This is a genomic window from Amycolatopsis dendrobii, assembly GCF_014145675.1.
GTDB classification, from domain to species: Bacteria; Actinomycetota; Actinomycetes; order Mycobacteriales; family Pseudonocardiaceae; genus Amycolatopsis; species Amycolatopsis dendrobii.
Genome location: NZ_JACGZW010000022.1, coordinates 1 through 26,184, shown reverse-complemented (window position 1 = coordinate 26,184; position 26,184 = coordinate 1). Strand labels below are relative to the sequence as shown.

Here is a 26,184-nt window from a genome sequence, read left to right as displayed (position 1 = left end):
GCTCAGTCCTCCTCGATCCGGGGCAGTTCGATGCTCGGCAGTTCGATCACGAAATGCGCGCCCGGGTAACTCGGGTCTGCCACGTCGACGTACCGCGCGCGGCCGCCGTGCCGGGCCGCGATGCCGGCCACGATCGACAGGCCCAGCCCGGTCCCGCCGCGTCGTCGCGAAGCATCCAGCCGCACAAACCGCTCGAACACTCGCTCCCGGTCGTCTTCGGCGACGCCCGGGCCGTCGTCGCTCACCTCCACTACGACCATCTCATCTTGCACCGAGCTCGCAATCCGGATCCGCTCGCGCGCGTGCCCGCATGCGTTGTCGACGAGGTTGCGTACGGCGCGACGCAGCTGCGCCTCATTGCCACGCACCTTCGCCGGCCCTGCGCGCACTTCGATCTCGACAGCCGCTTCGCCGCGTACGCGTTCGGCTTCGGCACGGACGATGTCGTCCAGATCGACTTCAGTACGTGCGGGCCGGTCGGTGGCGTCGTCGGTGCGCGCGAGCATCAGGAGGTCGTCGACCAGCTCCCGCAGGCGCGCGGTCTCGCGCGTGATCACCGGCACCAGTTCGTCGGTGGTCTCCGGGTGCTGGTTCGAAACGTCTAGCGCGGTGCTGATGGTCGACAGCGGCGAGCGCAGTTCGTGACTCGCGTCGGCGACGAAACGGCGTTGCGCGGCCTGTGCGGACCCAAGCCGCTCAAGCATCTCGTTGAGCGTGACAGCAAGCCGGTGCACCTCGTCGCCTCCAGGAGGCAGCGGTACGCGCAACGCGAGGTCGCGCGTCGAAATCTCGGCGACAGTGCGCCGCATCCGCTCCACTGGGCGCAGCGCGGATCCGACAGAGCGGTACACCGCGAAGCCAGCGATACCGAGCAGCGGCAGCGAGATCAGCCCTAGCAGCAGCGTAAGCCGAGCAGAGGCTTCAGTGACCGGCTCAAGGGACCGGGCGGAGATGACGGTGAACGGTCCGCCCGGCCCGTTGACGCCTTCCGAGACCAAGCGGTAGTCGCTGCCGTCGCCGTCTAAGCCGAGCGGCAGCGTCTCGACGGTCTCCTGTCCCGGAGCCGGGCGCGCAGCGGTGATGGCCGGACGGCCGACGATCGCGGGGTCGCTCGCGATCGGCGTGCTTCGCGGCCCGAGGACCTGCGTCACGGCTTCAGTGTCCCCAGTGCTCGCGACGTCGCTCGGAGACAGATCTCGCGCGCCTGCGCGCACGAGTTGGACAGCAACCTGCCGCGCGGTACTTCGCGCGCTCTCGGTGACGCTTCGGTCGAGCGACTGTTGCAGCAACAGCACCACGACGACGCACGCGGTCGCGATGGCCAACGCCAGCGCGAGCACGGCAACCCCGGTTGTCCGCATCCGGACACCTGCGGCAGCGAGAAGTCTCACGCACGCAGCGTAACGAGCGCGGAGGGACGTCATCGGGCGCGGCGCGCGGCCAGCCGTTCCGAGCGCAGCGTGTCCACCTCAGTCAGGTCCAACGGCTTCAGCGCATGGCCGAGCACCCACGACAACAGCAGGTCAGCAAGCTCGGGATTGCGCGCCAGCGCCGGGCCGTGGAGGTAGGTGCCGAGAACATGATCGGTGACCGCGCCCTCGCTGCCGTCGCCGTTGCCGGTGCCCCGGACGACGCGGCCCAGCGGTGCGCTGCCCGGGCCGAGCACGCTCGCGCCCTGATGATTCTCGAAGCCGGTCAACGGCGTCTCAAGCAGGTTCGGTTCGACGATCAGCTCAGCCACCGCACGCTGCTCCGCCGGCTCGGTGACCAGGTCGAGCAGCCCCAGCCCAGCGTGTTCGATGCCGTCGACGCCGCGGAAGCGCGTGCCGAGAATCTGCAGACCAGCGCACACCCCGAACACCGGACGTCCAGCGTCCGCCGCGCTCCGCAGGCCAGCCGAGTTGCGCAGGAAGTCCGCGGCCAGCACCTGCGCCATGTCCTCGCCGCCGCCGAGCAGATAGAGGTCCAAAGTGGACGGAACCTCGGAGTCCAGCGAAACCGGCACCACCTCGGCGTCGTAACCGCGCCACTGCAAGCGTTTGCAGAGCACTTGCGCGTTCCCGGAATCGCCGTACGTCCCCAGCACCTCGGGCAGCAAAAGGCCGATTCCGACGGTCGAATCAGACATCGGGCAACCGGTCCACCAGGTCACGGAAGGCGGTGTAGTTCGCGACGAGTTCGACCCCGCCCGGCGGCAGCGTGTCGATCGCGCTGACCGGGTCCGGGGCCGACCAATGCGGCACCTCGGCATAGCAAAGCCGCACCGCGAGATCCGCGGACCGCTCGCCGGCCACGACGACCTGACGGCCGCGCAACCGCTCGAAGTGCACGTCCCAGAGCCACGACAGGTCACGGCCGTCCGCCTCGTGCGCGTTGACCGCGACGACGACCGGAGTGTCCTCGTCGAGCACACGCAACGTTTCGGCCCAGCCAGCCGGGTTTTTCGCAAGCATGAGCCGAACTGAATGCCGCGTGCGGCGAATCGTGCGGTAGCGGCCGCCGATGTCGGTGATTGTGCGCAGCCGAGCCGCGGCGGTGTGCGGCGGCACGCCTACGCAGTGCGCGGCAGCGAGCGCGAGAGCCGCGTTGGCCCGGTTGGCCTCGCCGGGCAGCCGCAGGTCGAGGTCGACTTGCCTGCCGCCGGGCGTGTGGACCAGGTCGCCGTCGAGGTTCCAGGTCGGCTCCGGGCGGGCGAAAGCGCACACCGCGCACCGCCATTCGCGATCGGTGTGCGTGATCGCGCCGCCGCAGCGCGGGCAGGAGACGGAATCGCCCGACCAGCGCCGTCCGGTGCCGACCCACACCGGGCGCGCCGCCGCCGAGGCCGCTGACGTGACCAGCACGTCGTCGCAGTTCGCGACCACGACCGTGCGCGACAGCCCGGCGAAGGCGGCACGGAGGTCGCGCTCCATCATCCGGACCTCGCCGACGCGGTCGAGCTGGTCACGGCTGAGATTGAGCAGCACGAGCGCCGCGGGCTGCACCTGCTCGGCCACCCACGGAACGTAGGTTTCGTCCACCTCAAGCACCGCGTACGGCGCGTCCGGGCGGGCGGCGAGCGCGGCCACGAGACCGTCGGGCATGTTCGCTCCGTCGCCGTTGTGCGCGACCTCGGCGAGCGCTTCGAGCGCGCGGGTCAGCATCAGCGACGTGGTGGTCTTGCCGTTCGTGCCGGTGACGATCACGACCGTGCGATCGCGGCCGAGCCTGCGCAGCGCCTTGGGGTCGAGCCGCAGCGTGACGCGGCCGCCGATCACCCCGCCGCGGCCCAACCGGGCGGTACGGGAAAACCACGCGGTCATCCGCCCGGCGGCGACCGACGCCCGGGTGCGCAGACGTGTTGACATCACGACAAACCGTGCGGCACGAGCGCTGTGATTTTCCTGAGAGGGTGACTCCAGTCTCCGTTACCCTTTGTAAGCAGTCTTACCGATCGGAGGTTGAACCATTCGGCGCAACCTTGACCTTGCCCAATGACAGAGATCGGTCAAGATCTTCCGTCCATACATCGGAGGTGTTAGCGTCCAACCCCGCTTGATGGCACCACGCACCGGTGACCGGGAACGCAGAGCGACAGGCGGAGGGCGAACGTGGACGCAGCAGCACGCGGGCTGGACCAAAGCGGCACCCTGGAGCGCGGGCTGGCGGTGCTCGAACACGTCGGCCAGCACCAGGAAATTTCCACGAACGCGCTCGCCCGGCAACTGGGGTTGTCCCGCAGCGCCGCCTACCGGATCGTCGGCACGCTGAAGCGGCTGGAGTACCTGGAGGCGGACACCGTCACCGGACGCGTGCGGCTCGGCACCCGGCTGGTCGAATTGGGCGCCCGCGCGATGGCGGCGACCGACCTGCACCGCTGCGCGCCGCGGTATCTCACCGCGCTGGCCGAACGTTCCGGAGAGACGACGTACCTCGCGGTGCCGGACAACGACGCGATGGTCTACGTCGCGACCGAGCGCAGCGCCAGCGCGGTCACGTTGTCCTGCCGCCTCGGCACCCGGCGGCCGCAGCACGCGACGTCGCTGGGCAAGGCCTGGCTGGCCGCCTTGCCGGAGGCTGACCGGGTGGAGCGCGTGCGCCGGATGAAGCTGGACAGCCTCACCCTCAAGACGATCAACGACCCGGTCCGGCTGCTGGACGAGCTGGCGCGCACGCGGCGTCGCGGCTGGGCCGTGGACGACCTGGAGAACGAGCCGGACGTCGGCTGCGTCGCGGCGGCCGTGCGGGACCACTCGGGCCGTCCGATCGCGGCGATCAGCGTTGCCGGGCCCGCACCGCGGGTGATGCGCCGGGCGGACGAACTGGGCGCGACGGTGGCCGGGACGGCGGCCGCGTTGTCGATGCGGCTCGGGTACGTCCGAAACCGCTGAGACCGTTCGGGCGGAGCGCTCGGAGACATCGGACCAGCGGCCCGGGGATGCGGAACTGGGCGCGTCGGCAGCCGGGACCGCAGGCACGTCCGAAACCGCTGAGGCCATTCACCGGATCGAGTCGGGCAGCCAATTTCCGTCGTCGCTACCTGCGAAAACAGGTTGTCCACAGGCGTGTCGACTTGTGGACAACCCTGGGGATGGGTGGCGGTGCCACCGGGAATTGTCGGCCCGGTGGCGGATCGTTGCGGGCATGTCGATCACTGCCGCACCGCACGGTGCCCCGCTACCTCGTTCCCGCTTCCAGCTTGCTGCACGACTCGGCCCGCTCCAGCAGCAGCACGCGCTCCCGCTCGTTGCCGGTCATCTTCGCCGCGCGCTCGAACTCGGCGCGCGCCTCGTCCCGGCGGCCCAGTTTGTACAGAAAGTCACCGCGCACGCTCGGCAGCAGGTGGTAATTCTTCAGCGCGGGCTCAGTCAGCAATTTGTCCACCAGCGCCAGCCCGGCTTCCGGTCCCTCCGCCATCGAGACCGCGACGGCCCGGTTCAGCTCGATCACCGGAGACGGCGTGAGCTGCGCAAGACCCGAGTACAGCGCCGCGATCCGCGCCCAGTCGGTCTCCTCCGGCGTAACCGCGACGGCGTGGCACGCGGCTATCGCGGCCTGCGCGGAATACGGCCCGTACGTTCCGTCCGCCAGCCGTTCGGACCGGGCCAGCGCGGTGAGCCCGCGTTGGATCAGCAGGCGGTCCCAACGGCTGCGGTCCTGGTCCATCAACAGCACGGGTTCGCCGTTCGGACCGGTACGCGCCGCCGAGCGCGACGCCTGGATCTCCATCAGCGCGACCAGTCCGTGCACTTCCGGTTCGGCGGGCATCAGACCGGCCAGCACCCGGCCGAGCCGCAACGCGTCCTCGCACAGCGCGGGCCGCATCCAGTCGTCGCCGCGCGTGGCGGAGTAGCCCTCGTTGAAGATCAGGTAGATCACTTCGAGCACGGCCGGGACCCGAGCCACGCGCTCGTCGCCGACCGGCGTTTCGAACGGCACCTTGGCCTCGGCGAGCGTCTTCTTCGCCCGCACGATGCGTTGCGCGACAGTGGATTCCTTCACCAGGAACGCGCGGGCGATCTCGTCGGTGCTGAGCCCGCCGAGCATGCGCAGCGTGAGCGCCACCCGCGCCTGGGTGGACAGCACCGGATGGCACGCGGTGAACACCAGCCGCAGCAGGTCGTCCTCGATCTGCTCGTCGTCGAGCACCGCGTCGAAGTCCGGCAGCACGCCCTCGCCGAGCTGTTCGGCTTCCCGGCCGATCTCGTCGAGCTTGCGGCCGAGGGTTTCGTTCCGCCGGAACAGGTCGATGGCCCGCCGCTTCGCGATGGTCATCAGCCAGGCGCCAGGGTTGCGCGGCACCCCGGTCTCCGGCCACTGTTCGAGCGCGGCGACGAGCGCGTCCTGCGCCAGTTCCTCCGCGAGGCCCACGTCGCGGGTCATCCGCGCGAGGCCGGCGATCACCCGCGCCGACTCGATCCGCCAAACGGCCTCTACCGCACTTCGCGTGTCCACCGGCCCATCAGACCGGCCCGGCCCGCCCGAGGCAACCCTCGGGCGGGCGCGGCGTCAGAGCTCGCCCGCCATCGGACGGATCTCGACGGTGCCCGCCCGCCGGTCCGGATTGGGCGCCCGCTTCATCAACTCGACGATTTCGGCGAGCGACTCCCCCTCCAGGATCCACACGCCCGCGACGAGTTCCTTGGTCTCGGCGAACGGGCCGTCGACCACGCTCGGCTCCGCGTCGCCGTCGAACCACAGCAGCCGGGCGCCTTCCGCGCTAGGCGTCAGCCCGGCGGCCTGCACGAGGTGACCGGATGCGGCGAGGTCCTCGTTGAACCGGCCCATCTGCTCGATCAATTCGGCGCTCGGCGCGGCTCCCGCTTCCGATTCCTGACTGGCTTTCACCAGCACCATGAACCGCATCAGTTCTGCGCAGCCTGCTCGCGCAGCTTCTCTTCGGCCTCGCGCAGCTCCGGGGTGAGGTTGTCGCCGAAGTCCTCGGCGTCGAAGATCCGCCGGATCTCGATCTCGTGGTGCGCCCCGTCGGTGTTGGGCACCCGCTTGATCCACTCCACGGCTTCCTCGAGCGAACGGACCTGGAGGATCCAGAACCCGGCGATCAGCTCCTTGGTCTCGGCGAACGGACCGTCGACCACGCTGGGCTCGCTGTCCCCGGAGAACTTCACCCTCGCGCCCTCGGAGCTCGGAGCCAGCCCCTCGCCCGCGAGCATCACGCCGGCCTTCACGAGCTCCTCGTTGAACTTGCCCATCTCGGCGAGCAGTTCGGTGCTGGGCATCTGGCCGGCTTCGCTCTCTTCGCTGGCCTTCATGATCACCATGAATCGCATCTTCGGTTCCCCTTCGCTCTCGGCTTGCTTCCACCACTGCGTCGAACGGGCCGGGGCCGGATCGACAAGGTCTTCGAACTTTTTTTCTGGTCGCGAAACTAGCAGGTCAGGCGAACCTCGGAGGACAAAACGGGCATGGGAGAATCGTTGTCCGTGGCAGTACTTCCCGAAGCTCTCCGCGCCGCCCTCGACGACGAGCTGGCCCGGTTCCCCGAATCCCGGCTCGCGCAGGCCGTGGACCGGCTCAGCAAGCGTTATCGACAAGGCGACTCGGCGACGTCGCCGATCCTCTCCTCGGAGCTGGATGTCGCCGCGTATGCCGGGTACCGGATGCCAGCGACGTACGCGGCAGTCAGCGCGGTGCTGGGCGAGGTGGCTGCCGCAGCCCCCGGATTCGTCCCGAAGACGCACGTCGACATCGGCGGCGGCACCGGAGCAGCCGTGTGGGCCGCTGCCGACGTCTGGCCGTCGCTGGAGAAGTGCACTGTCCTGGAGCAGGTGGCTGCCGCGCTGGCGCTGGGACGCAAGCTGGCGGCGAGCGCCGATGAGCCAGCCGTCCGCACCGCGGTCTGGCAGCGCGGGCTGGTCGATTCCGCGTCCGCGGCACCGGAGGCCGACCTGGTCACTCTGTCGTACGTCCTCGGCGAGCTTCCCGAACGCGGCCGTGCCGACGTCGTCAAGTGGCTCGCCGCGAAGGCTGGCACGGTCGTGCTCATCGAGCCCGGCACGCCAGCGGGGTTCGCACGGATCCGCGAGGCTCGCGAAGTCTTGCGCGAGATGGGCCGCAGCGTGGTGGCGCCGTGCCCGCACGATGACGCCTGCCCGATCAAACCGGGCGAGGACTGGTGCCACTTCTCCGCACGGCTTCCCCGAAGCGGGGTGCACCGGCGGATCAAATCCGGCACGCTGGGATTCGAGGACGAGAAGTTCTCGTACGTGGCGGCCACGTCGGCACCGGTCGACCGTCCGTCGGCCCGGATCATCCGGCATCCGCGCAAGCACAAGGGGTTCGTGCAACTCGACCTCTGCACCGTCGACGGGCTCGCGCCCGGCACCGTCGTGTCGAAGCGGCACGGCGTGCGGTACCGCGCCGCTCGCGACGCGGAATGGGGAGACGCCTGGAGCGTGGAGTAACCCGGCTTCTCCGGCTGCGATGTCTGGTTGGCCGCGTCGGCTCCGACTGTCTGGTGTCAGCGGATCTGAACCGGAGAGGACACCCCATGGACTTCCACGAGCGTTGCGCCGAGATCCTGCGGCAGACGGAACTGCTCACCGCGGCCGTCGAAGGCGCGGACCGGACGGTGCGGGTCGCGGCGTGCCCGGAGTGGAATCTCGGACAGTTGCTCGACCACGTCAGCACCGGGCACCGGTGGGCGGAGGAAACCGTGCGGACGCGGGCCGGCCATTGGCTGCCCGACGACCACCTCCGGAATCCGGTGGACACCGCACGACCGGAGTCGTGGCTTGTGGACGGGGCGAAGGCGTTGGTGGCGACGCTGCGCGAAGCGGGTCCGGACGCGGAGGTATTCACGCCGGTCCCGAACGGGCCGCCGCGGGCGGCGTTCTACGCGCGCCGGTTCATGAACGAGACGCTGATCCACCGCGCCGACGCGACGCTGGCCGCGGGCGGGGAATTCACCGTCTCGCCGGAAGTCGCACACGATGCGATGGAGGAATGACTGGAGCTCGGGTCGCTGCCGCAATTGCTGGAGTACGTTCCCGAACGCCGCACACTGCTCGGCCCGGACCGCACGATCCACCTCGCGCCGACCGACCACACGGCGTCCTGGACGGTCGATCTGACCGGCGATCAGCTGGCCTGGCATCCGGGTCCGCCGGCGAACGCGGCGGTCACCGCGGCCGCGCCGCTGGGCGACCTGCTGCTGATGGTCTACGGCAGGCTGTCGCCGGAGATCGCGCACCGCATCGGCGACACCGAATACCTCGACCGCTGGCTCTCGCTCGTCGGCTTCGGCTGAGCCGGTCAGTCCCAGCGGATCGGGAGGCTCTTGATCCCGTTCTGGAAGTTCGACCGCAGCCGGCGGGGTTCGCCCGCGAGCCGGACCTCGCCGAGCTGGTCGAACACCGCCGCGAACAACGCCCGCATCTGCATCCGCGCGAGGTGCGAACCGAGACAGAAATGCGGGCCGTGGCCGAAGGTCAGGTGCTCGCTCGGCGCACGCGTCACGTCGAACACGTCCGGATCGGGAAAGACCGTCTCGTCGCGGTTGGCCGAGGAAAACCACACCACGACCTTGTCCCCAGCCTTGATGTCCACATCGGACAGTCGAGTGTCCTCGGTCGCGGTGCGGCGGAAGTGCATCACCGGCGTGTGCCAGCGCAGCATCTCTTCGACCGCGCCGGGAAGCAGGCTTCGATCGTCGAGAAGCTTGCGGTACTGCTCGGGATGCGCGAGCAACGCGGCCATCCCGCCGGGAAGGCCGTTGCGCAGGGTTTCGTTGCCCGCTACCGAAAACAGCCAGAAAAGGTTCTCGAACTCTTCGATCGACACGCGGCCGCCGTCGTCGTCCACGTAGTGCATCAGGTTGCTCATCACGTCGTCGCCGGGGTGCTCGCGTTTGTGCTCGCCAAGCGCGTGCGCGTAGGCGTAGAGGTCCGGCATTCCGGCGCGGCTGCGCGGATCCGGCATCTGGCCGTCCGGGCCGGGTTCCGGGCGCACGGCCAGCGCGGCACGGGCGAGGTCGGTGACATCGTCGGTGTTGACGGTAGCGCTCACCGCGTATTCGGCGTCCTGGAAGCCGATCACGCGGTTGCTCCAGTCGAACATCAGCCTGCGATCCTGTTCGGGCACGCCGAACACCTCGGCGAGCGTGAGCAACGGCAGATCGGCGGCGATGTCCTTGGCGAAATCGCATTCGCCGCGATCGGCCACCGCCGCGACGAGATCCCGTGCCCAGCCTTCGATCCGTTCCGTGATCCGGCCGACCGCGCGCGGAGTGAACGCCTTCGTGAGCAGCCCGCGCAGTCTGCCGTGCTCGGGCGGGTCCATGTTGAGCATCATTCGGCGCACGTACCGCAGGTCCTCCGCGGTAGCCGGGTCGCGGATCTGCGTACCGCCGGACTGCGACGAAAACACCGCCGGAGTGCGGAGCACGTGCCGTACGTCGGCGTGGCGCAGCACCGCCCAGAAATCGTCGATCCGCGTCACCGGCGTTTCCCGGCGCAGACGGGCAAGCAGGTCGTAAGGCACGCCCGTGACGTAGGTGTCCGGGTCGGCGATGACAGCACTCGACACGTTTCGACCCTAGCCCCGAGACCGCCGCCTGCGGAAAGATCCGTCCGGTGGAAAAGCTGAAGCTGCGCGTCACCGGAGAAGGCGAACCGCCGATCCTGCTCCTGCACGGGCTCGGCGCCACCGGCGCGGTCTGGGACGGCCTCGCCGGCCGGCTCGACCAGCGACTGCTCGCGCCGGACCTGCCCGGCCACGGCGGCTCGCCGCGACTGCCCGAGTACACGTTCAAGGCGCTCGCGGCCGCGGTCGCCGAGGCGCTGGACGAGCCAGGTCCGATCGCCGTCGTCGGCCATTCGCTCGGCGGTGTCGTCGCGCTCGAACTGGCGAACGGCCGCTACGGGCTCGACGTCAGCAGTGTGCTGGCAGTGGGCATCAAGGTGGAGTGGAGCAAAGACGACCTTGCCCGCGCCGAAGCGATGGCAGCCCGTCCGCCGCGGCTGTTCGACACTCGAGAGGAGGCCGAAACCGCCTATCTGAAGATCTCCGGGCTGACCGGCCTGGCTCCGGCAGACCCGGACGGCGTCACCGAAACCGCCGACGGCTGGCGACTGGCCCTTGATCCATCCGCCTTCGGCGTCGGCCGCCCGGAAATGCCGAGCCTGCTGGCGGCCGCGCGCTGCCCGGTGGTGCTCGCCACCGGGGAAAACGATCCGATGTGCCGTCCCGAGCAACTGCGGGCCCTTGTTCCCGAGGCAGTGGTCCTGTCCGGGCTCGGGCACAACGCGCACGTCGAGGATCCGGCCGCGGTGGCGGCGCTGCTCACACCGCGCAGCGACTGAGCAGGCGCTTAGACTGGCCGGGTGACGACGATCGATCCGACCCGGACCGGGCTAGACCAGCTGCTGAAGCTCGAACCGCTCGAGCTGAACCTGTTCCGCGGCTGGTGCCACCAGGGTTCGCCGCAGCGGGCGTTCGGCGGTCAGGTCGCGGCGCAGGCCCTCACCGCGGCCGGCGCGACCGTGCCCGCGGCGCGGCACGTGCACTCGCTGCACGGTTATTTCATCCGCGGCGGACGCACCGACATGCCGATCATCTACGAGGTGGAGCGCACTCGAGACGGCGGTTCGTTCACCACGCGCCGGGTCGTCGCGATCCAGAACGGCGAGAGCATTTTCAGCCTGTCCGCGTCGTTCCAGACCGAGGCGGAAAGCAGTGCGCACCAGGCGCGGATGCCGGACGTCCCAGCCCCGGACGAGGCGGGCGTCGTCGAGCAGGACCGCTCGCCGATCGTGCTGTCCGCCATCGAGGTCCGCTTCGTCAGCAGCCCGGAAACCGGCCTGCCCGACACCGGCCGCGGCCCACGTCAGCAGATCTGGGTCCGGGCGAAGGACGCGCTGCCGGACGCCCCGCTGGCGCACGTCTGCGCGCTCACCTACATCTCCGACATCCGCCTGGCAGGCACCGCCCTGCTGCCCCACCGCGACGACCCGGGCGAACCCCAACTGACGTCGCTGGACCACGCGGTGTGGTTCCACCGTCCGTTCCGCGCGGACGAATGGCTGCTGTTCGACATGGAAAGCCCCAGCTACGCGAACACGCGAGGCCTGACCCACGGCGAATTCTTCACCACCGACGGACGTCTCGTTGCCTCAGTGACGCAAGAAGTGCTGCTGCGCAGGCGCTGACTCAGTCCGATGTAGACAGTTCAGCCAAGCCGAACCCGCGCCGGCCCGGCCGGTTCCGCGGCAGCCTCGGCAACCGGCTCGCGCAGCACCTTTGACAACTGCCACGCCTCAAGCCCGGCGAGCACGGTGTTGGCGACGACGAGCACCAAATACAACCCGGCCTGCACCGAAAGCCGGAACGGATGCTCGTCGGAAGCTCCCGCCAGCAACGAAATGTGGCACGCGACAACGACCACCATCGACGCCGCGGACAGCCCGCCGAGCACGATGAGCAACACCCGCAGCACCCGGGTGCGCCGCCAGTTCAGGTAGCCGGTCTGGACCAGATCCGGAGTGCTGACCATGACCAGCCCGCAGCCGTAACCGGAAAACCCGCCGACCACCCCGCCACCCGCGACCAGCGCGGTCGTCAGGTGATACGAAACCGGCACCCGGTAGGCGGCGAGGATCGCGGCCACGCAGACCAGCAGCCCCAACGGCAGGTGCGGCCAGCCGTACCAGGGAAGCCGCCGCTCCATCCGGAGAATCGTCGGCAGATCGATATCGCGGTACGCCTCGGGGTCGCGCAAAGCCATTCGCACCGTTCCTCTCGTCCCGGAAACCCCCGGTGTGTGCGCGGTGACCGGCGAAGCCTAGGGCAGGCCGCCCGGCCGTGCAAAATCCACCTGAACCCGCCGCCAAGAGGCGCCAGGTCACCAGCCCCTTACTTTGGCACCAGGCCCCCGTCCCACCCGCCGACCGGGAAACCCCGCGTGACCCACGCCACCCGCCAGCTCACGCGCATCCTCTCGACCAGCAGGAACTTTCTCCGAATCCGCATTCACTTCTTGCGCTTCCTCCAGGGTTGTCCCGGGATGTCCGGTAGAGCGATTTTCTGTCGGTGGTGCAAGTTAGGCTGCAGGCATGAACACCGACGCACCCACCGTCGCCGCCGAAGATCTCGCCCAAGGCCAGTGGTTCTGGCACGAACCCGCTCCCGGCCTGCGTTCCTGGCCGCTGCAGGTGGCCACGGCCGAGATCCTGGAAGACGCAGTCCGCATCATCACCACCGACGAGGTCCGGGAACTGGTCTCGTACGCTCGCGACCGCCGGGTCCGGCTGGCCGTCGCCTCCTGAACTGAAACACCAACAGCACCACCACTGGGGAAATCTGGGGGACCGGGCCGCCGCGCACGCGAACGGCCCGTCCAATATGGACACCACGTCCGATGCCCCGGCTTTTCGGCCGGATCTCGCGCTGAATTTCCTTACATTTTCGGCAGAACCTGCTGCCCTGCACCCCGCCGCGCCCGTCCACGACGGTCACAACGCGCTCCGCTCACTCCGCGATACTCGCCGCGCCCCGGGTCACCGCCGGCCACGCCACATCCACTGCGATCGCTGTCTCGGCCACTGGTTTCTCGGTGCTCCACTGCGCTCGTTGCGGCACACCGCTGCTCCGCGCCGGGATTGCCAATCCACATTGGCACCCACGACAGAATCGGCCGACTGCAGCGCCTGCACCAACGCACACCCGCGCAGCACACCGCATCACCTGGCGTCATCTCGCGCGGCATGCCTGCGGCGCATCGATAGTCACGGTGCCGTCACGTCAGACAATCACGCGGCGTCGTTAGCGCAACGGACCTGCCCCGATCGCCACGGAACCCTCACATCCCGCAACCATGCGGTACATCACGCGAAGTTGCCTAGCACAGCACGCTTGCCGCACGACCGCGTCGCGACCGTCGGCGGTAGCGCGTGAATCCGTTGCCTTGCAAGCAGATCTCGCCAGCGTCGATCCGCCGGTTCTGCATGAAAGGCAAGCGCGACCGACCCGGTAAGCCACCCCCGCCGACCGTCGCTCGGCGCAATGAGCCGCGGGTCAGCGGGAAAGGACGCCTTGCAGCAAGACGTCCAAGAGGTGCCGAGCGCGGGTGTCCCACTCGTCCTCGTCCAGGCGCGTCAGGTAGCCGGACAAGATGAAGAAGTCGCGGGCGTCGATGTCGGGGCGGATGGCCCCTTCGGCCTTCCCTGCGTCGAGCAGGAGCGTGATGGCGTCGCCGAGCGGGCCGTGGCTTTCTTCGGACAGGCCTTTCCACACTGCGGTTTCCAGTGCCGCGAAGACGCCGCGCTTGACTCGTGCGTATTCGGTGATCCGGTCGAACCAGCGCGACAGCGCCTCGACCGGTTCGCTGGCAGCCAGCAGTTCCGGAGCCAGCGCGACCAAGTCTTCCACCTCCTGCCGGTACACCTCGGCAAGCAGGTCCTCGCGCGTGGGGAAGTGCCGGTAGAGCGTTCCCTGCCCGACACCGGCCGACTTGGCCACCGCGTTCAGCCGCAGTTCTCCCGAGGAGGCGATCGCTTCGCGGGCGATCTCGACGATCCGCTCCCGGTTCTCCCGGGCGTCGGCCCGCTGAGCCGCGCTCATCGCCGACGACCCGCACCAGTGGAAACGCACATACCGCCACGGTATCGCGGACCACACGAGAGCTGCATAATCTGCGGCCTGGCACGCCCGGCGGCGACCAGGCGCTCGCGGGGAGCATCTCGCTCGCTAACGACCAATCGGCAGCTGGGGAAACGGCGGCCCCGCCAATGTCCGGGGGCAAGAACAGCCGCCTTCACGCTCGACGGCGTCCCCACCCCAACGACCAAGAGCTCCCGGAGAACAGCAGCCGTTGCGCCCGCCGACGACCATGAGGCCCCGGGAACGAGCGGCGTCCCCGACCTTGACGACGAACAGCACACCGTTCCCGACCCCGCCAACCCCAGCCCAAGACTCCGAACAGGACGCCACCCGCCCAACCCCTTCTCCACCAACCAACCCCGCCCATTGATAACCCTCGCCCCCCGGTTAAAACACGCCGCGCATAACTCCCGGTTTCGATTGACAAGCCTTCCGGCCCCGGCAGAGGCTGATCACAAGCTGCCAGCGCCCGGAGCGGTCCGGTTACCCTGTCAACGAGCCGAAAACCGCACCGAAAGGCGAGCCCCGGCGCTGAAGCGTCAACCGTCACGAGTTCCCTAGTGAGGAAAACGATGTCTCTCGAGCACTCCGCACTGTCCGACAGCAGCCAGGACCGGCGGGTGGCCGCGTTGGAGGAGGCCGTCGCGGGGCTGGTGCGGCGGGTTGAGGTGCTTGAGGCCGAGGCGGAGATCCGGCGGGTGCAGGCGCGCTACATGTTCCTCTGCGACACGCCCTGCCCCGAGTTCGGCATCGACGGCGACGACGAGCGCATCGATCTCATCATGGAGCTCTACACCGAGGATGCGGTCTGGGAGGGCGTCGGCGAGTACTACGACGGACAGTTCGGGCGGGCCGAAGGCACCGCGGCTATCCGGGCGCACTTTCAGCGGTTCTGGGGCGAGAAGAAAGATCCCGAACTTCTCCTGAACGCCCATTATCTCACCTCCGAGCAGATTCACGTGGACGGCGACGAGGCCACCGGGCAATGGATCCACATGCAGCCGTGGCTGTTTTCCGACGGGAAAGCGCTCCTGCGGTCCAGCCGGTTGAACAACGCGTTCCGCCGCGTCGGCGACACCTGGCGGATCACCCGCACGCGCACCGAAAACGTCTTCATCGCCCCGCTGCCGGAAGGCTGGGCCAGCGACTATCCCTCGGCCTCGGTGCTGATGAAGCCATGAGCGACGACCCGGTCGTGCACGTGGTGGACGACGACGAGGACCTCCGGCAGTCCCTGGTGTTCCTGCTGGAGAGCGTCGGCGTGCAGGCATTGACGTACCCGGACGCCCAGACCTTCCTCGACGAATTCGATCCGGCCGAACCCGCGGTCGTGATCGTCGACGTGCGGATGCCTGCGATCAGCGGTTTTCAGCTGCAGGAAAAGCTCGCGGAAATCGACTGCCCGGCTCCGCTGATCTTCTGTTCCGCGCACGGCGACATTCCGATGTCGGTCCGCGCGCTCACCGCGGGGGCGGTCGATTTCCTGGAGAAGCCTTACCAGGCCCAGCGCATGGTCGAGGTGGTCCAGACCCAGCTCATCGAGGCCCGCCGCCGGTTCGCGGAGCATGCCGAGCGGCAGGCGGTCCGGGCTCGGCTCGATACGCTGACTCAGCGCGAGCGCGAGGTGCTGCGACTGGTCGTCGACGGCATGCCCAGCCAGGCGATCGCGCACCGGCTGGGCACCAGCGTCAAAACCGTCGACGTGCATCGGGCGCGGATCAAGGCGAAGACGTCAGCGGACAGCCTGGGGACGCTGGTCCGCGACATCCTCACCCATCGCGTCACCGTTTGAGCGCGGTCTCCGTCCAGCGGCCGGTGACCAGCAGAGCGGTCTCCTCCCACGAACGGCCGACTAGCTGCAATCCCAGTGGCAAGCCAGCCTTGTCGCGCAGGCCTGGGACGGCGATGACCGGCAGGCCCAGCGCCTGCCACGGGCGGCTGAGCACGGGATCGCCGGTCGCGGTCAGACCGGGAGGGGCCGAACCGAGCGCGGCAGGGGCGAGGACGGCGTCATAACCGCCAACGACCTCAGCGAGCCGCGAAGCACCGGAAGCGACGACGTCCAGCGCGGCCTCGTACTCCGCGCGCGGCATCTCCGCGCCAGTACGCAGCAGTTGCGCGAGCGGGACGCTGAGGCGGTCCGCGGAAGCCAGCTCAACAGCGCGTTCCCGCGCCGCTTCGTAGGCCATCACCACGGGGTGTGCGGCAGTCAAAGCAGCGACCAGAGCAGAATCCGGGAATTCGTCGACCACGGCACCGGCGGCGCGCAGCCGGGAAACCGCAGTACCAAGCGCGGTCTCCATCGCTGGGCTCATGCCGGTCGGAGACCACACCAGCAATCGCGGTGCCGAGGAAGCAGCGGCCTCCGGCTCTCCCGACAGCGCTGACCAGGCCAAGGCCAGGTCGGAAACCGTCGCGGTGAACATGCCGTGGCTGTCCAGGCTCGGGCTCAGGCCGGTGACGCCGTCGACCGGGAACCGGCCCCGGCTCATCACCAGCGAGGCGACTCCGCAGAATGCGGCCGGTCGCGTAACCGAGCCAGCGGTCTGCGAACCCAAAGCCAGCGGGACGTGTCCGGCGGCAACGGCGGCGGCGGAACCGCTGGAGGAACCGCCAGGGGTGTGGCCGGGCGCCGCGGGATTATCCGTGGGACCGGGTGCGAAGAAAGCGAATTCCGTGGTGACCGTCTTGCCGATCGGGACCGCTCCGGCTCGACGCCATTCCCGGACGATCGAAGCGTCCACAGTGGCCGGTGGGACATCCGCGCGCAGGACGGAGCCGCAGCGGGTCGGCAGTCCGGCCAGGTCGATGATGTCCTTGACGCCCAACGGAACTCCGCCCAACGGACCCGTCGAAGCAGGCACGTAGGCCGACGAAACCCAAGCGTCGAAGGAAGCCGCCGCGATCCGCGAGCGCGCCTCCGCCACGGCGGCTTCCGGTGTCGTCCGGCCAGCGGTCAGGTCGGCGACCAGCGCGCGCAGCGACCACGGGCCGGTCACGGCTGGGTCCAAGCGGCGTCGGCGGTCCAGTAGTCCATGCCGCTCGCGCTGACCGCGTGCCGCCAGTCGGACGTCCGCCGCAGCAGCGGTTCGACGCGCGCGGTGGCCTCGTCGGCGGCGTCCGGGCCGTCGGCCGGGACCTGCCAGTGCACCCAGTCCAGTTCGCGGCCGTGCTCGTCGTGCACGAAGAGGTCGACGTGCCGCCAGCCGTAGCCGTGCGTGTCGTTGTAGCAGGTCAGGGTCATCCGGTCCACGGGTTCTCCTCGATCAGGCGCTGAGTGCGGCAAGCCGGTGGAAGCGGCGCTGGAAGTACACCAAAGCACCGCTGTCCGGCGCGGTCAGCACCTTCTCAATCTCGACGAACAGCACCGAATGCGACCCGTGCTCCTGTTCGCCGACGATCCGGCCGACCAGCGAGGCCGCCGCGCCGCGCAGGACCGGTGCGTCCTCGCTGTCGAGGTCCCAGCAGTCCCGGTCGAAGCGTTCGGCGGTCGGCACCTTGGTCGCGCCTGCGAAGTGCATGGCCAGGTCCTCCTGGCCGGGGCCGAGGACGTTGACGCAGACCTGGCCGTTGCCGACCAGGATCGCGTGCGACCGGCTCGACCGGTTCACGCACACCAGCACGGTCGGCGGGCTGTCGGTGACCGAGCAGGCGGCGCTCACCGTCATCCCGGCGAGGCCGTGCGGGCCGGCGGTGGTCACGACGTTGACGGCCGCGGAGAGGTTGGCCATCGCGGTGCGGAATTCGCGCTGGGTCCGGGTCAGCTCGGACACGGTGCCTCCTAGGACTGGGGCCGGGACTCCGCTGACCGTACAAAGCCGCACCGGTACCGGGATATCGAGAACTTCCCCGGCGTAGCTGAAGAATTCCTAACCCGGGCCGGTCGCGGGCAGTGCGAAGCCGAAGCGCGAACCGCCGCCCGCGCGGTGTTCGGCCCAGATCGTCCCGTGCTGGCGGGTGATGATGCGGTGGCTCAGCGCCAGCCCGATGCCGCTGCCGCGCTCCTTCGCGGTGAACGACTCGTCGAACGGATTGCGCGGGAAGCCGCGGCCGCGATCGTCCACGGTGACCACGCCGGTGTCGCCGTCGCGGCGCGTGGTGAGCACCAGGCTGCGCCGCTGCTGGGGGCACTGGGCCATTTCCTCGATCGCGTTGAAGCACAGGTTCAGCACGACCTGGCCGGTCAGCACGCGTTCGCAGTGCACGGGCACCGCTTCGCCCGCCCGGTCGAAGGTCACCTCGATCGCGGCCGGTTCAGCTCGCAACCGCACGAAATACAGGCATTCCTCGACGATCTCGTTGAGGTCGGCCACCTGCTCCACGTGCTCCAGATGCCCGACGAAAGCGCGCACGGACGACACGATCTGGCTCGCCCGCTCGATCTGCCGGACGGCGCTGTCGATGCCGTACACGACGGGCGCGGCATCGAGCGTCCGCGACCGCACCCCGGCCAGGAAATTGCCCGCGGCGGCGAGCGGCTGGCTCAGTTCGTGCGCGATCGCCATCGCCATGTCGCCCATCGCGGTGTAGCGCGCCAGGTAGTTCTCCCGGTGCAGGTCACGCTCGCGCTGCACCTCGCCGCGGATGCGCTCGGACACGTCGTAGAGCAGCAGCAGAAACGCGTCTCCACCAGGCTCGCGGAGCCGTTCGACGCTTCCTTCCAGCCACACCCGGCCCTGGATTTCCAGCCGCACCTGCGTGGCTGGCACCGCGCGTTCGCGGACCTCGTCCCAGGTGGCCGGACGGTCGTCGAGACGCAGGCCGGCGTAGTCGGTCAGGCGGCCGAGCGGCTCATCGGGCGTCGCCCCGAACAGCGCGACCGCGGAGTCCGTGGCGAACCGCAGCTCGCCCGAGCCGTCGAGCATCAGCGCGACCGCCGACGTCTGCCGGGCCAGCGCGTCCACCCAGGACGTGGTCAACCGCAGCTCACGCTCGATTTCCTGCTCGCGTTCGATGTCGCGGAACTGCACCATCACCGCCGGGCCCTGGGCCAGCTCGACCCGCGTGGCGACCGCGTCCGTCGGAATCACCCGGCCGGATTTCGTGCGGTAGTGCCATTCGATCCGGCTGACCCCCTTGTCGACCGCCTCCTGCAGCCACGCCCGCCCGATCACCCGGTCGTATTGCTGCGCGGAGCTGCTCATGTGGTTCGCCTTCAGCGGCCGCAGCTCGGTGACGCTCCATTCGAGCATCTCGCAGGCTGCCGGGTTGGCCCACAGGATGTTCTTCGTCGCGCCGTCGTGCACGAGCACGCACGTGCGGCTGGCGTTGAGCATCGCGACGAAATCGTGCGTCGTCAGCTCGGGCGCGCGCGGGTCTGCCTCCATCGGCTCAGCGTAAAGCCCCTGGCTGGCGGCTCGCACTGAAGAAATCCCCTACGCCCGCTCAGGCACTACCAATTCCCGCGCGCCGCCGTGGTTCGTACCGTCGGAGCGACCGCACCGGCATTCTGAGGAGCAGCGATGAGCGAAGTCACCATGGAGGAGGTGCTCGCCGAGCTCGCCAAGCGCAAGGACGAGTTCCAGCAGCAGCGCTACGTTCCGCGCGACTTCATTGACCGGCTCAAGCAGCTCGGCATCTACCGGGCCAGCACGCCGGCGAAGTTCGGCGGCAACCCGCTCCCGCCGGCCGAATTCCTCCGCCTGATCGAGCAGATTTCCACTGTGGACGGTTCGACCGGCTGGGTCGCCAGCTTCGGCTCGTCGCTGATCTACCTCGCCGCGCTCCCGCTGGACACCCAGGCAGAGCTGTACAAGGACGGTCCGGACGTGGCGTTCGCCGGCGGTCTTTTCCCGGTCCAGCCCGCCCCGGCGACCGAAACCGGCTTCCGCGTGGACGGCCGGTGGAAGTTCGCCAGCGGCTGCATGGGCGCGGACATCCTCGGCGTCGGCATCCCCGGCGACGAATCGACCGGCGGGAAACCGCGCACCGCGCTGCTGCGGCCCGAGCAGGTCGAAATCGTCCAGGACTGGGACGTCGTCGGCATGCGCGGCACCGGGTCGTTCGACCTGGTCGTACGCGACGTCGAGGTCCCCCGCGAGTGGACGTTCATCCGCGGCGGCGCGCCCATGGTCGACGAGCCGCTCTATCGCTACCCCACAATCGCTTACGCCGCACAGGTTCTCGCCATCGTCGGCGCGGGCGTCGCGCGTGCCGCGCTCGACCACGCCCGTGAGGTCGGCGCTGGCTATACCGGCGTCACCGGAGCGCCGAAGCTCGCCGACCGCGGCTACTACCGCACCGGGTACGCCGACGCCGAGGCCGCGCTGCGGTCCGCCCGTGCCTGGTTCTACGAGGTCAGCCACGAGGTTTGGGACACCGTCGTCTCCGGCGACGAGGCCACCGACGAGCAGAACGCCCAGCTGCGGCTTTCGTCCGCGCACTTGGCGAAGACGGCGTCCGAGGTCGTGTCGAAGCTCGTCGAGATTTCCGGCACCGCGCCGATCTACTCGACGCACCCGCTGCGTGGACTTCAAGGCGACGCACTGGTACCCAAGCAGCATGCGTTCCTGGGCCCGGCCATCCACGACGCCGCCGGCGCGGTTCTCATGGGACAGCCGCCGACCAGCCCCGGATTCCGCTGACCAGCCACCACCACGACGAGGAGTCTCCGACTGTGAGCACGCAGCCCCTGCGGGTGCTTTTCTGCATCGGCATCAACCAGAACTTCTTCGACCTGCCCGCCGACGACATCACCATCGGCGACGTCTGGCAGTCCTTCGTGTCCATGATGGACCAGCTGAAAGCGTTGCCGGGCATCACTTTCATCGGCGACATCGACGACGACGCGCACATGGTCGGCCCGTCTGACGGCTGGCCGTGGACCTGCTACATCCTCGCCGACGCCGACAGCCAGGAAACCGTCAAGGCCGGGTGCAACCTGCTGCGCACGACGGAGGTCGGCAGCAATGGCGTCAAACTGTGGCGCTTCGCCAAGATCGAAGCCCGGATCGGCCGTCCGCTGACCGTCCGCGAAGACGTCGACCTGCCTGAGTGAAATCGGAGAACTCATGACTGAGAACGCGAAAGTTCCCGCCGATTTCGCTGAGAGCGACCGGGTCGCCGCCCGGCTTTACACCGACCCCGAAATCTTCGAGCGCGAGATGACGCAGATCTTCGAGCGTTCGTGGGTGTGGGTCGCGCACGAAAGCGAATTGGCGCAGCCCGGGAACTTCAAATCCACTTACGTCGGCCGCCAGCCGGTCATCGTGACGCGGGACCGCAAGGGCACCCTGCACACGATGCTCAACCGCTGCCGTCACCGCGGCGCGAGCCTGTGCGAGAAGCCGAGCGGCAAGGCCAACGGCTTCACCTGCCCGTACCACGCCTGGAGCTACGGCCTCGACGGCAAGCTTCGCGGCATCCCTTATCCTGACGGCTACGAAGGCGTGCTGGAAAAGGGCGAGCTGTCGCTGAAGAAACTGCGCACCGAGTCCTACGGCGGCATGGTTTTCGCGACCTTCGCCGAAGAGAGCGAGTCCCTTGAGGACTTCCTCGGCGACGCGAAACTGTGGATCGACCGCTTCATGAAGCAGGGCGGCGGCTACCCGATCAAGGTGCTGGGCAAACACCAGTTCAAGTTCCGCGGCAACTGGAAAATCCAGCTGGAGAACACCACCGACGGCTATCACTTCCCGATCGTGCACCGGTCGTGGATGGCTTCGGTGGACGCGGAAACCGCCGACATGATGTCGTTCATGACCGATCCGTCGGCGATCACGCATTCGCTCGGCAACGGCCACAGCGTCATGCAGATGGTGCCGGAACACTCCGATCTGGACGTCGACGACGGCACCGAACCGCTCCAGGGCCGGTTCGACCACGTCGTGGCCGAGCTGTCGAAGACGCTGGACGAGGCGCAGGTGCGCAAGGTGGTCCGGGCCATGCACGGCACCGGGTTCAACCTCAACCTGTTCCCGAACGTTTCGATGTCCGCGGCGTTTTTCCGCGTGCTGCGGCCGATTTCGGTCAACGAGACGCTGATCGAACACGTCGCGATCGGTCCCGACGGACCGCCGGAACTGGACGTGGTCAACCGCGAACGGCTGCGCATCCACGAACACTTCCAGGGCCCGTTCGGCTTCGGCACACCCGACGACGCCGAGGGCTGGGACCGCGTGCAGCGCGGGGCGCACGGCGGCCCGGACCTGCCGATCCTGGTCAACCGCGGACTCGCGCGGGAGAAGGCGAGCCCCGAAGGCTGGCCGACCTCGCACGTCACCGACGAAACCGGCATGCGCGCCGCGTACGCCCAGTGGAAGGAGATGATGGGCGATGACTGAAACCATCCCCGTCACGGACCCTCGCGTCGCGCGCGCCGTCGAGCTGGTCAACCGCGAGGCGGAACTGCTCGACCGCACGGAATACCACGAGTGGGAGAAGCTGTTCTCCGAAGACGGCATTTACGTCATCCCGATCGACCGGGAAACCGACGATTTCGCCGGCTCGCTGAACATGGTCTACGACGACGCGCGAATGCGGCAGATGCGCGTCGCGCGGATGACCGAGGGCTACGCACTCGCCGCTGTCGATTCCGCCCGCACCGTGCGAACGGTGTCGCGCTTCGTGCCGGAATCCGTCTCCGACGAAGAGGTCGTACTGCGTTCGGCACAGATCCTGGTCGCCTACAAGCGAGGCAACCACGACCTGTGGGCTGCGGATCTGGTGCACCGCATCCGGTTTTCTCCGGAAGGCCCCGAAGGCGACCGGATCGCGTTGAAGGTCGTCCGGCTGGTCAACAGCGACGAAGCCGTTCCGGCCGCGGGATTCCTGCTGTGAGCGCGCCGGAGGAGCCGCACGTCGCGGTAGTCACCGGTGGTGCGAACGGGCTCGGCGAAGCGATCGTCCGGCAGCTGCACGCCGAGGGTTACCGCGTCGCGATCGTGGACGTCAACGGAGAAGCGGCCGAAAAGCTTGCCGCCGCCCTTGGCAACTGCCGCGGCTACGCGGTCGACGTACAGGACCGGGCGGCGCTCGCGCAACTGAAGGACGACGTCGTCCGCGATTTCGGCAGTGTGCAGGTGCTGGTCAACAACGCGGCCCGCACTCAGGCCGCCCCGCTGATGGAGATCACCCCGGAAGACCTCGACGCGGTCCTCGCGGTCAACTTCACCGGCACGTTCACCGCCTGCCAGATCTTCGGCGCGTACTTCGCCGAGCAGGGCTACGGGCGGATCGTGAACATGGCGTCGCTGGCAGGCCAGAACGGCGGCACCGCGACCGGCGGGCACTACGCGTCGTCCAAGGGCGCGATCATGTCCGCGACCAAGGTGTTCGCGCGCGAACTCGCCTCGCGCGGGGTCACCGTGAACTCCGTGTCCCCCGGCCCGTTGGACAGCCCGATGGTGCATTCGATCGTCGGCGAGGACAACCTCGAGGCCTTCACGAAGAACATCCCCGTCGGACGGCTCGGCGACCCGGCGTTCATCGCTCGGATGGTGTCGCTGCTCGCCTCGCCCGGCGCGGCCTCGGTCACCGGGGCCTGCTGGGACGCCAACGGCGGCCTTTACCTGCGCTGAACCGCTTGAAACGGAGAGCCGATGCCGAACACCGTGGTCCGCGTGGCCGAGGTCGTCGAGGAAGCGCCCGGAATCCGGGCGCTTCGCCTCGTGCGCGCCGACGGCCTGCCGTTCGACCCGCATCCCGCCGGTGCGCACGTCGACGTCACCGGCCCGACCGGGATCCTGCGCCAGTATTCGCTGTGCGGGCGGCCGGACGACACGTCGTCGCTGCTGATCGCGGTGAAACGGGAGCCGGATTCGCGGGGCGGTTCCGAGGCGCTGCACGCGGTCGCGGAGAACGACAAGCTCGAGATCGGCGAGTCCCGGAACCTGCTTTCGCTGGCTCCGGACGCCGAGCGGCACGTGCTGATCGCGGGCGGCATCGGCATTACTCCGTTGCTGAGCCTGGCTTATCAGCTGCACGCGGACGGTGCGGAATTCGAACTGCACTACTTCGCGCGCAGCCGGGAGTCAGCGGCTTTTGTTTCCCTGCTTGAAGAACGAGCGGAATTCCGGGATCGAGTGCTGCTGTATTTCGGCGTACCGCGCGACGAGCAGCCCGCTGTGCTCACGGAAGTGGCGGCTGGACTCGGCTCCTCCGGGCACGTCTACACCTGCGGTCCGGAAGGGTTCATGGAGCAGGTCACCGGCGTGTTCGCGCCGGTGGTCGGCGAAACGCGGGTGCACGTCGAACATTTCACCGCGGCCGAGGTCGACACGAGCGGCGACCAGCCGTTCACCGTCGAACTCGACACCGGCGAGGTGTTCGAGATCCCGGCCGACCGGTCGATCCTGTCGGTGCTGACCGACAACGGGATCGAGGTGTTCAAATCGTGCGAGGAAGGCATCTGCGGTTCGTGCGTCTCCGGGGTGCTGGAAGGCACGCCGGAACACCGCGACCAGTGTCTTTCGGCCAGCGACAAGGCTTCCGGCGACCAGATGGCGTTGTGCGTGTCGCGGGCCCGCTCCGAAAAACTGGTGATCGAACTGTACTGAGCCACCGGCGGCCGGAATCCCCGGGATTCCGGCTGTCGCGTCTATTAATTGATCGATTTTATTTATCAATCCGCCGCAAATCGGACTTTGCCTCCTTCGTCACGCTTTCCCTAAGCTGTGTCCACCGTTTCCCCACCACCGGACACTCCGCGCATTCCGCGCGAGACGACGAAAGGCCTGCCATGGCCAAGCGCGACGAAGCGCACTCTCCCGGCGTGCTGCGGCTCGGATTCGCCGCCGGCGTCGGCACTTCCCTGGAAATGTACGATTTCTCGATCTACGGCACCGCGGCGGCGCTGGTGTTCGGATCGGTGTTCTTCAAAACCGGCAACGCCTGGTTCGGCACCTTCATGAGCCTCGCGACCTTCGCCATCGGTTTCGTGATGGCCCCGCTCGGCGCGGCGCTTTTCGGCTGGCTCGGCGACCGCCGAGGCCGCCGCACCGCGCTGTACGCCGCGTTTCTGCTGATGGGTTTCGCGACGCTGGGCATGGGCGTGCTCCCGCCGTACGCGGTGATCGGCATCGCCGCGCCGCTGCTGCTCGTCGGACTGCGCCTGCTGCACGGTGCCGCCCGCGGCGGGGAAAGCGCCGGCGCGGCCGTCTTCGCCGTTGAACACGCCCCGGAAAAACGGCGCGGCCTCTACGGTTCCTTCGTCGCACTAGGCTCACCGATCGGGGTCGTGCTGGCGAACCTGGCTTTCGCACTGGTTCTCCTGCTGCCCAACGACGACATCATGAGCTGGGGCTGGCGTCTCCCGTTCCTCGCCGGCGGCATCGTGCTGGCGATCGGCATCTGGGTCCGCCGCGGCGTTTCGGAAAGCCCGGAATTCGAGAAAATGGCCGCCGCGGAAACACGTGCGAAAAAGCCGCTCGCCGACGTACTCCGCTCGAATTGGCGACGGCTGCTGCTGATCGCCGGGGCGAACCTCGGACTCACCGCCTGCACGTTCGCGCTGGTCACGTTCATGCTTTCGTACGCGACCGCCGCCGCCCCGGAAGGCCTCGGCCTCCCGCGCGCCCCGATCGTCACCATTTCCACGATCACCCTGTTGTGCCACGCCGCGGCGAACGTCGGAGCCGCCTGGCTGTCCGACCGGATCGGCCGCAAACCGGTGATGCTGACCGGCTCGGTCCTGTCGATCATCGCCGCGCTCGTGATGTTCCCGATCGCGTCGGCGGGCACCATCAGCTCGGTATTCGTCGCGTTGCTCTTGGGTTTCACCGCCACCGGAATCCTCTTTGGACCGATGTACACCTGGTTCGCCGAACTGTTCCCGCGCGAGCAGCGCCAGTCCGGCCTCGGCGTGGGCTACCACGTCGGCGCGGTGCTGGGCGGCGGCCTTTCCCCGATGATCGCCAACCGGATCGTGGCCGCGACCGGCGACGCCCTCGCGGTCGGCTACTACCTGGCCGCGCTGCTCGTGCTGAGCCTGGTCTGCCTGCTGATCCTCCCGGAAACCGCCCCCGCGCGGCGTGCCGCGAAACCGGCTCCCGAACTGGTCAGCTGACGCGGGCTCGGGAGTGGCGGGGGCGGGTCTTACCCGCACCCCCCCCCCCCCCCCAGAACAGGGAACACACGCGGGGACGACGG

General features: G+C 68.8%; 29 protein-coding genes. 16 read left to right on the top strand and 13 right to left on the bottom strand.

Annotated features, from left to right (window positions below; genetic code table 11):
- Positions 1-2 precede the first annotated feature (2 nt).
- Genes H4281_RS41935 through H4281_RS41925 form a run of 3 tightly spaced genes read right to left on the bottom strand, consistent with a single transcriptional unit; the run spans position 3 to position 3,347 of the window.
- Complete coding sequence (locus H4281_RS41935; RefSeq protein ID WP_182896410.1) at positions 3-1,361, bottom strand: HAMP domain-containing sensor histidine kinase; 1,359 nt, start codon at positions 1,359-1,361, stop codon at positions 3-5.
- A gap of 59 nt (positions 1,362-1,420) precedes the next feature.
- Entirely contained in the window at positions 1,421-2,128 is a 708-nt protein-coding gene (locus H4281_RS41930) for a type 1 glutamine amidotransferase (protein ID WP_182896409.1), read from the bottom strand.
- The gene (locus H4281_RS41925) at positions 2,121-3,347 is read right to left on the bottom strand and encodes a MurT ligase domain-containing protein (RefSeq protein ID WP_182896408.1); all 1,227 of its coding nucleotides are present in this window, start codon (positions 3,345-3,347) and stop codon (positions 2,121-2,123) included. Before H4281_RS41925 ends, H4281_RS41930 begins: the two co-directional genes overlap by 8 nt.
- 243 nt (positions 3,348-3,590) lie before the next feature.
- Between H4281_RS41925 and H4281_RS41920 the strand changes: the two genes are divergently transcribed.
- Positions 3,591-4,370, top strand: coding sequence for an IclR family transcriptional regulator (locus H4281_RS41920; RefSeq protein ID WP_081684630.1), 780 nt, complete (start codon positions 3,591-3,593; stop codon positions 4,368-4,370).
- A 286-nt stretch (positions 4,371-4,656) separates the two neighbouring features.
- Here H4281_RS41920 and H4281_RS41915 read toward each other — a convergent pair whose 3' ends face one another.
- From H4281_RS41915 to H4281_RS41905, 3 genes are read right to left on the bottom strand one after another with little or no spacing between them, the layout of a single operon-like run.
- Positions 4,657-5,934, bottom strand: coding sequence for an RNA polymerase sigma factor (locus H4281_RS41915; RefSeq protein WP_182896407.1), 1,278 nt, complete (start codon positions 5,932-5,934; stop codon positions 4,657-4,659).
- 54 nt (positions 5,935-5,988) lie between these two features.
- Positions 5,989-6,345 carry a YciI family protein gene (locus H4281_RS41910; RefSeq protein WP_182896406.1) on the bottom strand — a complete coding sequence of 119 codons (357 nt, stop codon included), beginning with the start codon at positions 6,343-6,345 and terminating at the stop codon, positions 5,989-5,991.
- Entirely contained in the window at positions 6,345-6,770 is a 426-nt protein-coding gene (locus H4281_RS41905; protein WP_043827215.1) for a YciI family protein, read from the bottom strand. The genes H4281_RS41910 and H4281_RS41905 overlap by 1 nt, the downstream gene beginning before the upstream one ends.
- 135 nt (positions 6,771-6,905) lie before the next feature.
- Between H4281_RS41905 and H4281_RS41900 the strand changes: the two genes are divergently transcribed.
- From H4281_RS41900 to H4281_RS46025, 3 genes are all read left to right on the top strand, one after another.
- Positions 6,906-7,904, top strand: coding sequence for a small ribosomal subunit Rsm22 family protein (locus H4281_RS41900; protein ID WP_182896405.1), 999 nt, complete (start codon positions 6,906-6,908; stop codon positions 7,902-7,904).
- Positions 7,905-7,990: 86 nt separating this feature from the next.
- Complete coding sequence (locus H4281_RS46030) at positions 7,991-8,449, top strand: maleylpyruvate isomerase family mycothiol-dependent enzyme (RefSeq protein ID WP_246412719.1); 459 nt, start codon at positions 7,991-7,993, stop codon at positions 8,447-8,449.
- Between the two features lie 24 nt (positions 8,450-8,473).
- On the top strand, positions 8,474-8,749 hold the full coding sequence (locus tag H4281_RS46025) for a hypothetical protein (RefSeq protein ID WP_246412717.1): 276 nt from the start codon (positions 8,474-8,476) through the stop codon (positions 8,747-8,749).
- Positions 8,750-8,754: 5 nt separating this feature from the next.
- On the opposite strand, the gene H4281_RS41890 is transcribed toward H4281_RS46025, so the two are convergent.
- A complete protein-coding gene (locus H4281_RS41890; RefSeq protein WP_182896404.1) occupies positions 8,755-10,026 on the bottom strand; it encodes a cytochrome P450 in 1,272 nt (423 codons plus the stop codon).
- Between the two features lie 47 nt (positions 10,027-10,073).
- Between H4281_RS41890 and H4281_RS41885 the strand changes: the two genes are divergently transcribed.
- Both H4281_RS41885 and H4281_RS41880 read left to right on the top strand, forming a co-directional pair.
- Positions 10,074-10,802 (top strand): alpha/beta fold hydrolase, encoded by a 729-nt coding sequence (locus H4281_RS41885; RefSeq protein WP_182896403.1) that lies wholly within the window; start codon positions 10,074-10,076, stop codon positions 10,800-10,802.
- Between the two features lie 21 nt (positions 10,803-10,823).
- A complete protein-coding gene (locus H4281_RS41880; protein WP_037808080.1) occupies positions 10,824-11,648 on the top strand; it encodes an acyl-CoA thioesterase in 825 nt (274 codons plus the stop codon).
- A 20-nt stretch (positions 11,649-11,668) separates the two neighbouring features.
- Here the strand turns inward: H4281_RS41880 and H4281_RS41875 are convergent, their stop codons facing one another.
- Positions 11,669-12,223 (bottom strand): hypothetical protein, encoded by a 555-nt coding sequence (locus tag H4281_RS41875; RefSeq protein WP_182896402.1) that lies wholly within the window; start codon positions 12,221-12,223, stop codon positions 11,669-11,671.
- Positions 12,224-12,551: 328 nt separating this feature from the next.
- Here H4281_RS41875 and H4281_RS41870 point away from each other — a divergent pair, with 328 nt between their 5' ends.
- Entirely contained in the window at positions 12,552-12,764 is a 213-nt protein-coding gene (locus tag H4281_RS41870) for a hypothetical protein (protein ID WP_009084161.1), read from the top strand.
- Between the two features lie 748 nt (positions 12,765-13,512).
- On the opposite strand, the gene H4281_RS41865 is transcribed toward H4281_RS41870, so the two are convergent.
- Positions 13,513-14,058, bottom strand: a complete 546-nt coding sequence (locus H4281_RS41865; protein WP_182896472.1) for a TetR/AcrR family transcriptional regulator — start codon at positions 14,056-14,058, stop codon at positions 13,513-13,515.
- 611 nt (positions 14,059-14,669) lie between these two features.
- Between H4281_RS41865 and H4281_RS41860 the strand changes: the two genes are divergently transcribed.
- A complete protein-coding gene (locus H4281_RS41860; RefSeq protein WP_220508657.1) occupies positions 14,670-15,278 on the top strand; it encodes a nuclear transport factor 2 family protein in 609 nt (202 codons plus the stop codon).
- Positions 15,275-15,889, top strand: a complete 615-nt coding sequence (locus tag H4281_RS41855; protein WP_009084166.1) for a response regulator transcription factor — start codon at positions 15,275-15,277, stop codon at positions 15,887-15,889. Before H4281_RS41860 ends, H4281_RS41855 begins: the two co-directional genes overlap by 4 nt.
- Here the strand turns inward: H4281_RS41855 and H4281_RS41850 are convergent.
- The 4 genes from H4281_RS41850 to H4281_RS41835 form a co-directional block, all read right to left on the bottom strand.
- Complete coding sequence (locus H4281_RS41850) at positions 15,879-17,096, bottom strand: amidase (protein ID WP_182896400.1); 1,218 nt, start codon at positions 17,094-17,096, stop codon at positions 15,879-15,881. The two genes, H4281_RS41855 and H4281_RS41850, sit on opposite strands and share 11 nt — an antisense overlap.
- Positions 17,093-17,341 (bottom strand): hypothetical protein, encoded by a 249-nt coding sequence (locus H4281_RS41845; RefSeq protein WP_051171481.1) that lies wholly within the window; start codon positions 17,339-17,341, stop codon positions 17,093-17,095. Before H4281_RS41845 ends, H4281_RS41850 begins: the two co-directional genes overlap by 4 nt.
- 22 nt (positions 17,342-17,363) lie before the next feature.
- Positions 17,364-17,870, bottom strand: a complete 507-nt coding sequence (locus H4281_RS41840; RefSeq protein WP_182896399.1) for a flavin reductase — start codon at positions 17,868-17,870, stop codon at positions 17,364-17,366.
- A gap of 96 nt (positions 17,871-17,966) precedes the next feature.
- Entirely contained in the window at positions 17,967-19,424 is a 1,458-nt protein-coding gene (locus tag H4281_RS41835) for a PAS domain-containing sensor histidine kinase (RefSeq protein WP_182896398.1), read from the bottom strand.
- A 135-nt stretch (positions 19,425-19,559) separates the two neighbouring features.
- Here H4281_RS41835 and H4281_RS41830 point away from each other — a divergent pair, with 135 nt between their 5' ends.
- The 7 genes from H4281_RS41830 to H4281_RS41800 all read left to right on the top strand — a co-directional run bounded on the left by H4281_RS41830 (position 19,560) and on the right by H4281_RS41800 (position 26,101).
- Positions 19,560-20,681: an acyl-CoA dehydrogenase family protein gene (locus tag H4281_RS41830; RefSeq protein WP_182896397.1), complete on the top strand. Its 1,122-nt coding sequence runs from the start codon at positions 19,560-19,562 to the stop codon at positions 20,679-20,681.
- Positions 20,682-20,713: 32 nt separating this feature from the next.
- A complete protein-coding gene (locus tag H4281_RS41825; RefSeq protein WP_182896396.1) occupies positions 20,714-21,094 on the top strand; it encodes a hypothetical protein in 381 nt (126 codons plus the stop codon).
- Between the two features lie 13 nt (positions 21,095-21,107).
- Positions 21,108-22,379 carry an aromatic ring-hydroxylating oxygenase subunit alpha gene (locus tag H4281_RS41820; protein WP_182896395.1) on the top strand — a complete coding sequence of 424 codons (1,272 nt, stop codon included), beginning with the start codon at positions 21,108-21,110 and terminating at the stop codon, positions 22,377-22,379.
- Positions 22,372-22,875 carry an aromatic-ring-hydroxylating dioxygenase subunit beta gene (locus H4281_RS41815; RefSeq protein WP_182896394.1) on the top strand — a complete coding sequence of 168 codons (504 nt, stop codon included), beginning with the start codon at positions 22,372-22,374 and terminating at the stop codon, positions 22,873-22,875. The genes H4281_RS41820 and H4281_RS41815 overlap by 8 nt, the downstream gene beginning before the upstream one ends.
- Positions 22,872-23,615 carry an SDR family NAD(P)-dependent oxidoreductase gene (locus H4281_RS41810; RefSeq protein WP_182896393.1) on the top strand — a complete coding sequence of 248 codons (744 nt, stop codon included), beginning with the start codon at positions 22,872-22,874 and terminating at the stop codon, positions 23,613-23,615. The genes H4281_RS41815 and H4281_RS41810 overlap by 4 nt, the downstream gene beginning before the upstream one ends.
- A 21-nt stretch (positions 23,616-23,636) precedes the next feature.
- Entirely contained in the window at positions 23,637-24,593 is a 957-nt protein-coding gene (locus H4281_RS41805; RefSeq protein WP_182896392.1) for a PDR/VanB family oxidoreductase, read from the top strand.
- A gap of 182 nt (positions 24,594-24,775) precedes the next feature.
- On the top strand, positions 24,776-26,101 hold the full coding sequence (locus H4281_RS41800; protein WP_182896391.1) for an MFS transporter: 1,326 nt from the start codon (positions 24,776-24,778) through the stop codon (positions 26,099-26,101).
- The last annotated feature ends 83 nt before the right edge of the window (positions 26,102-26,184 follow it).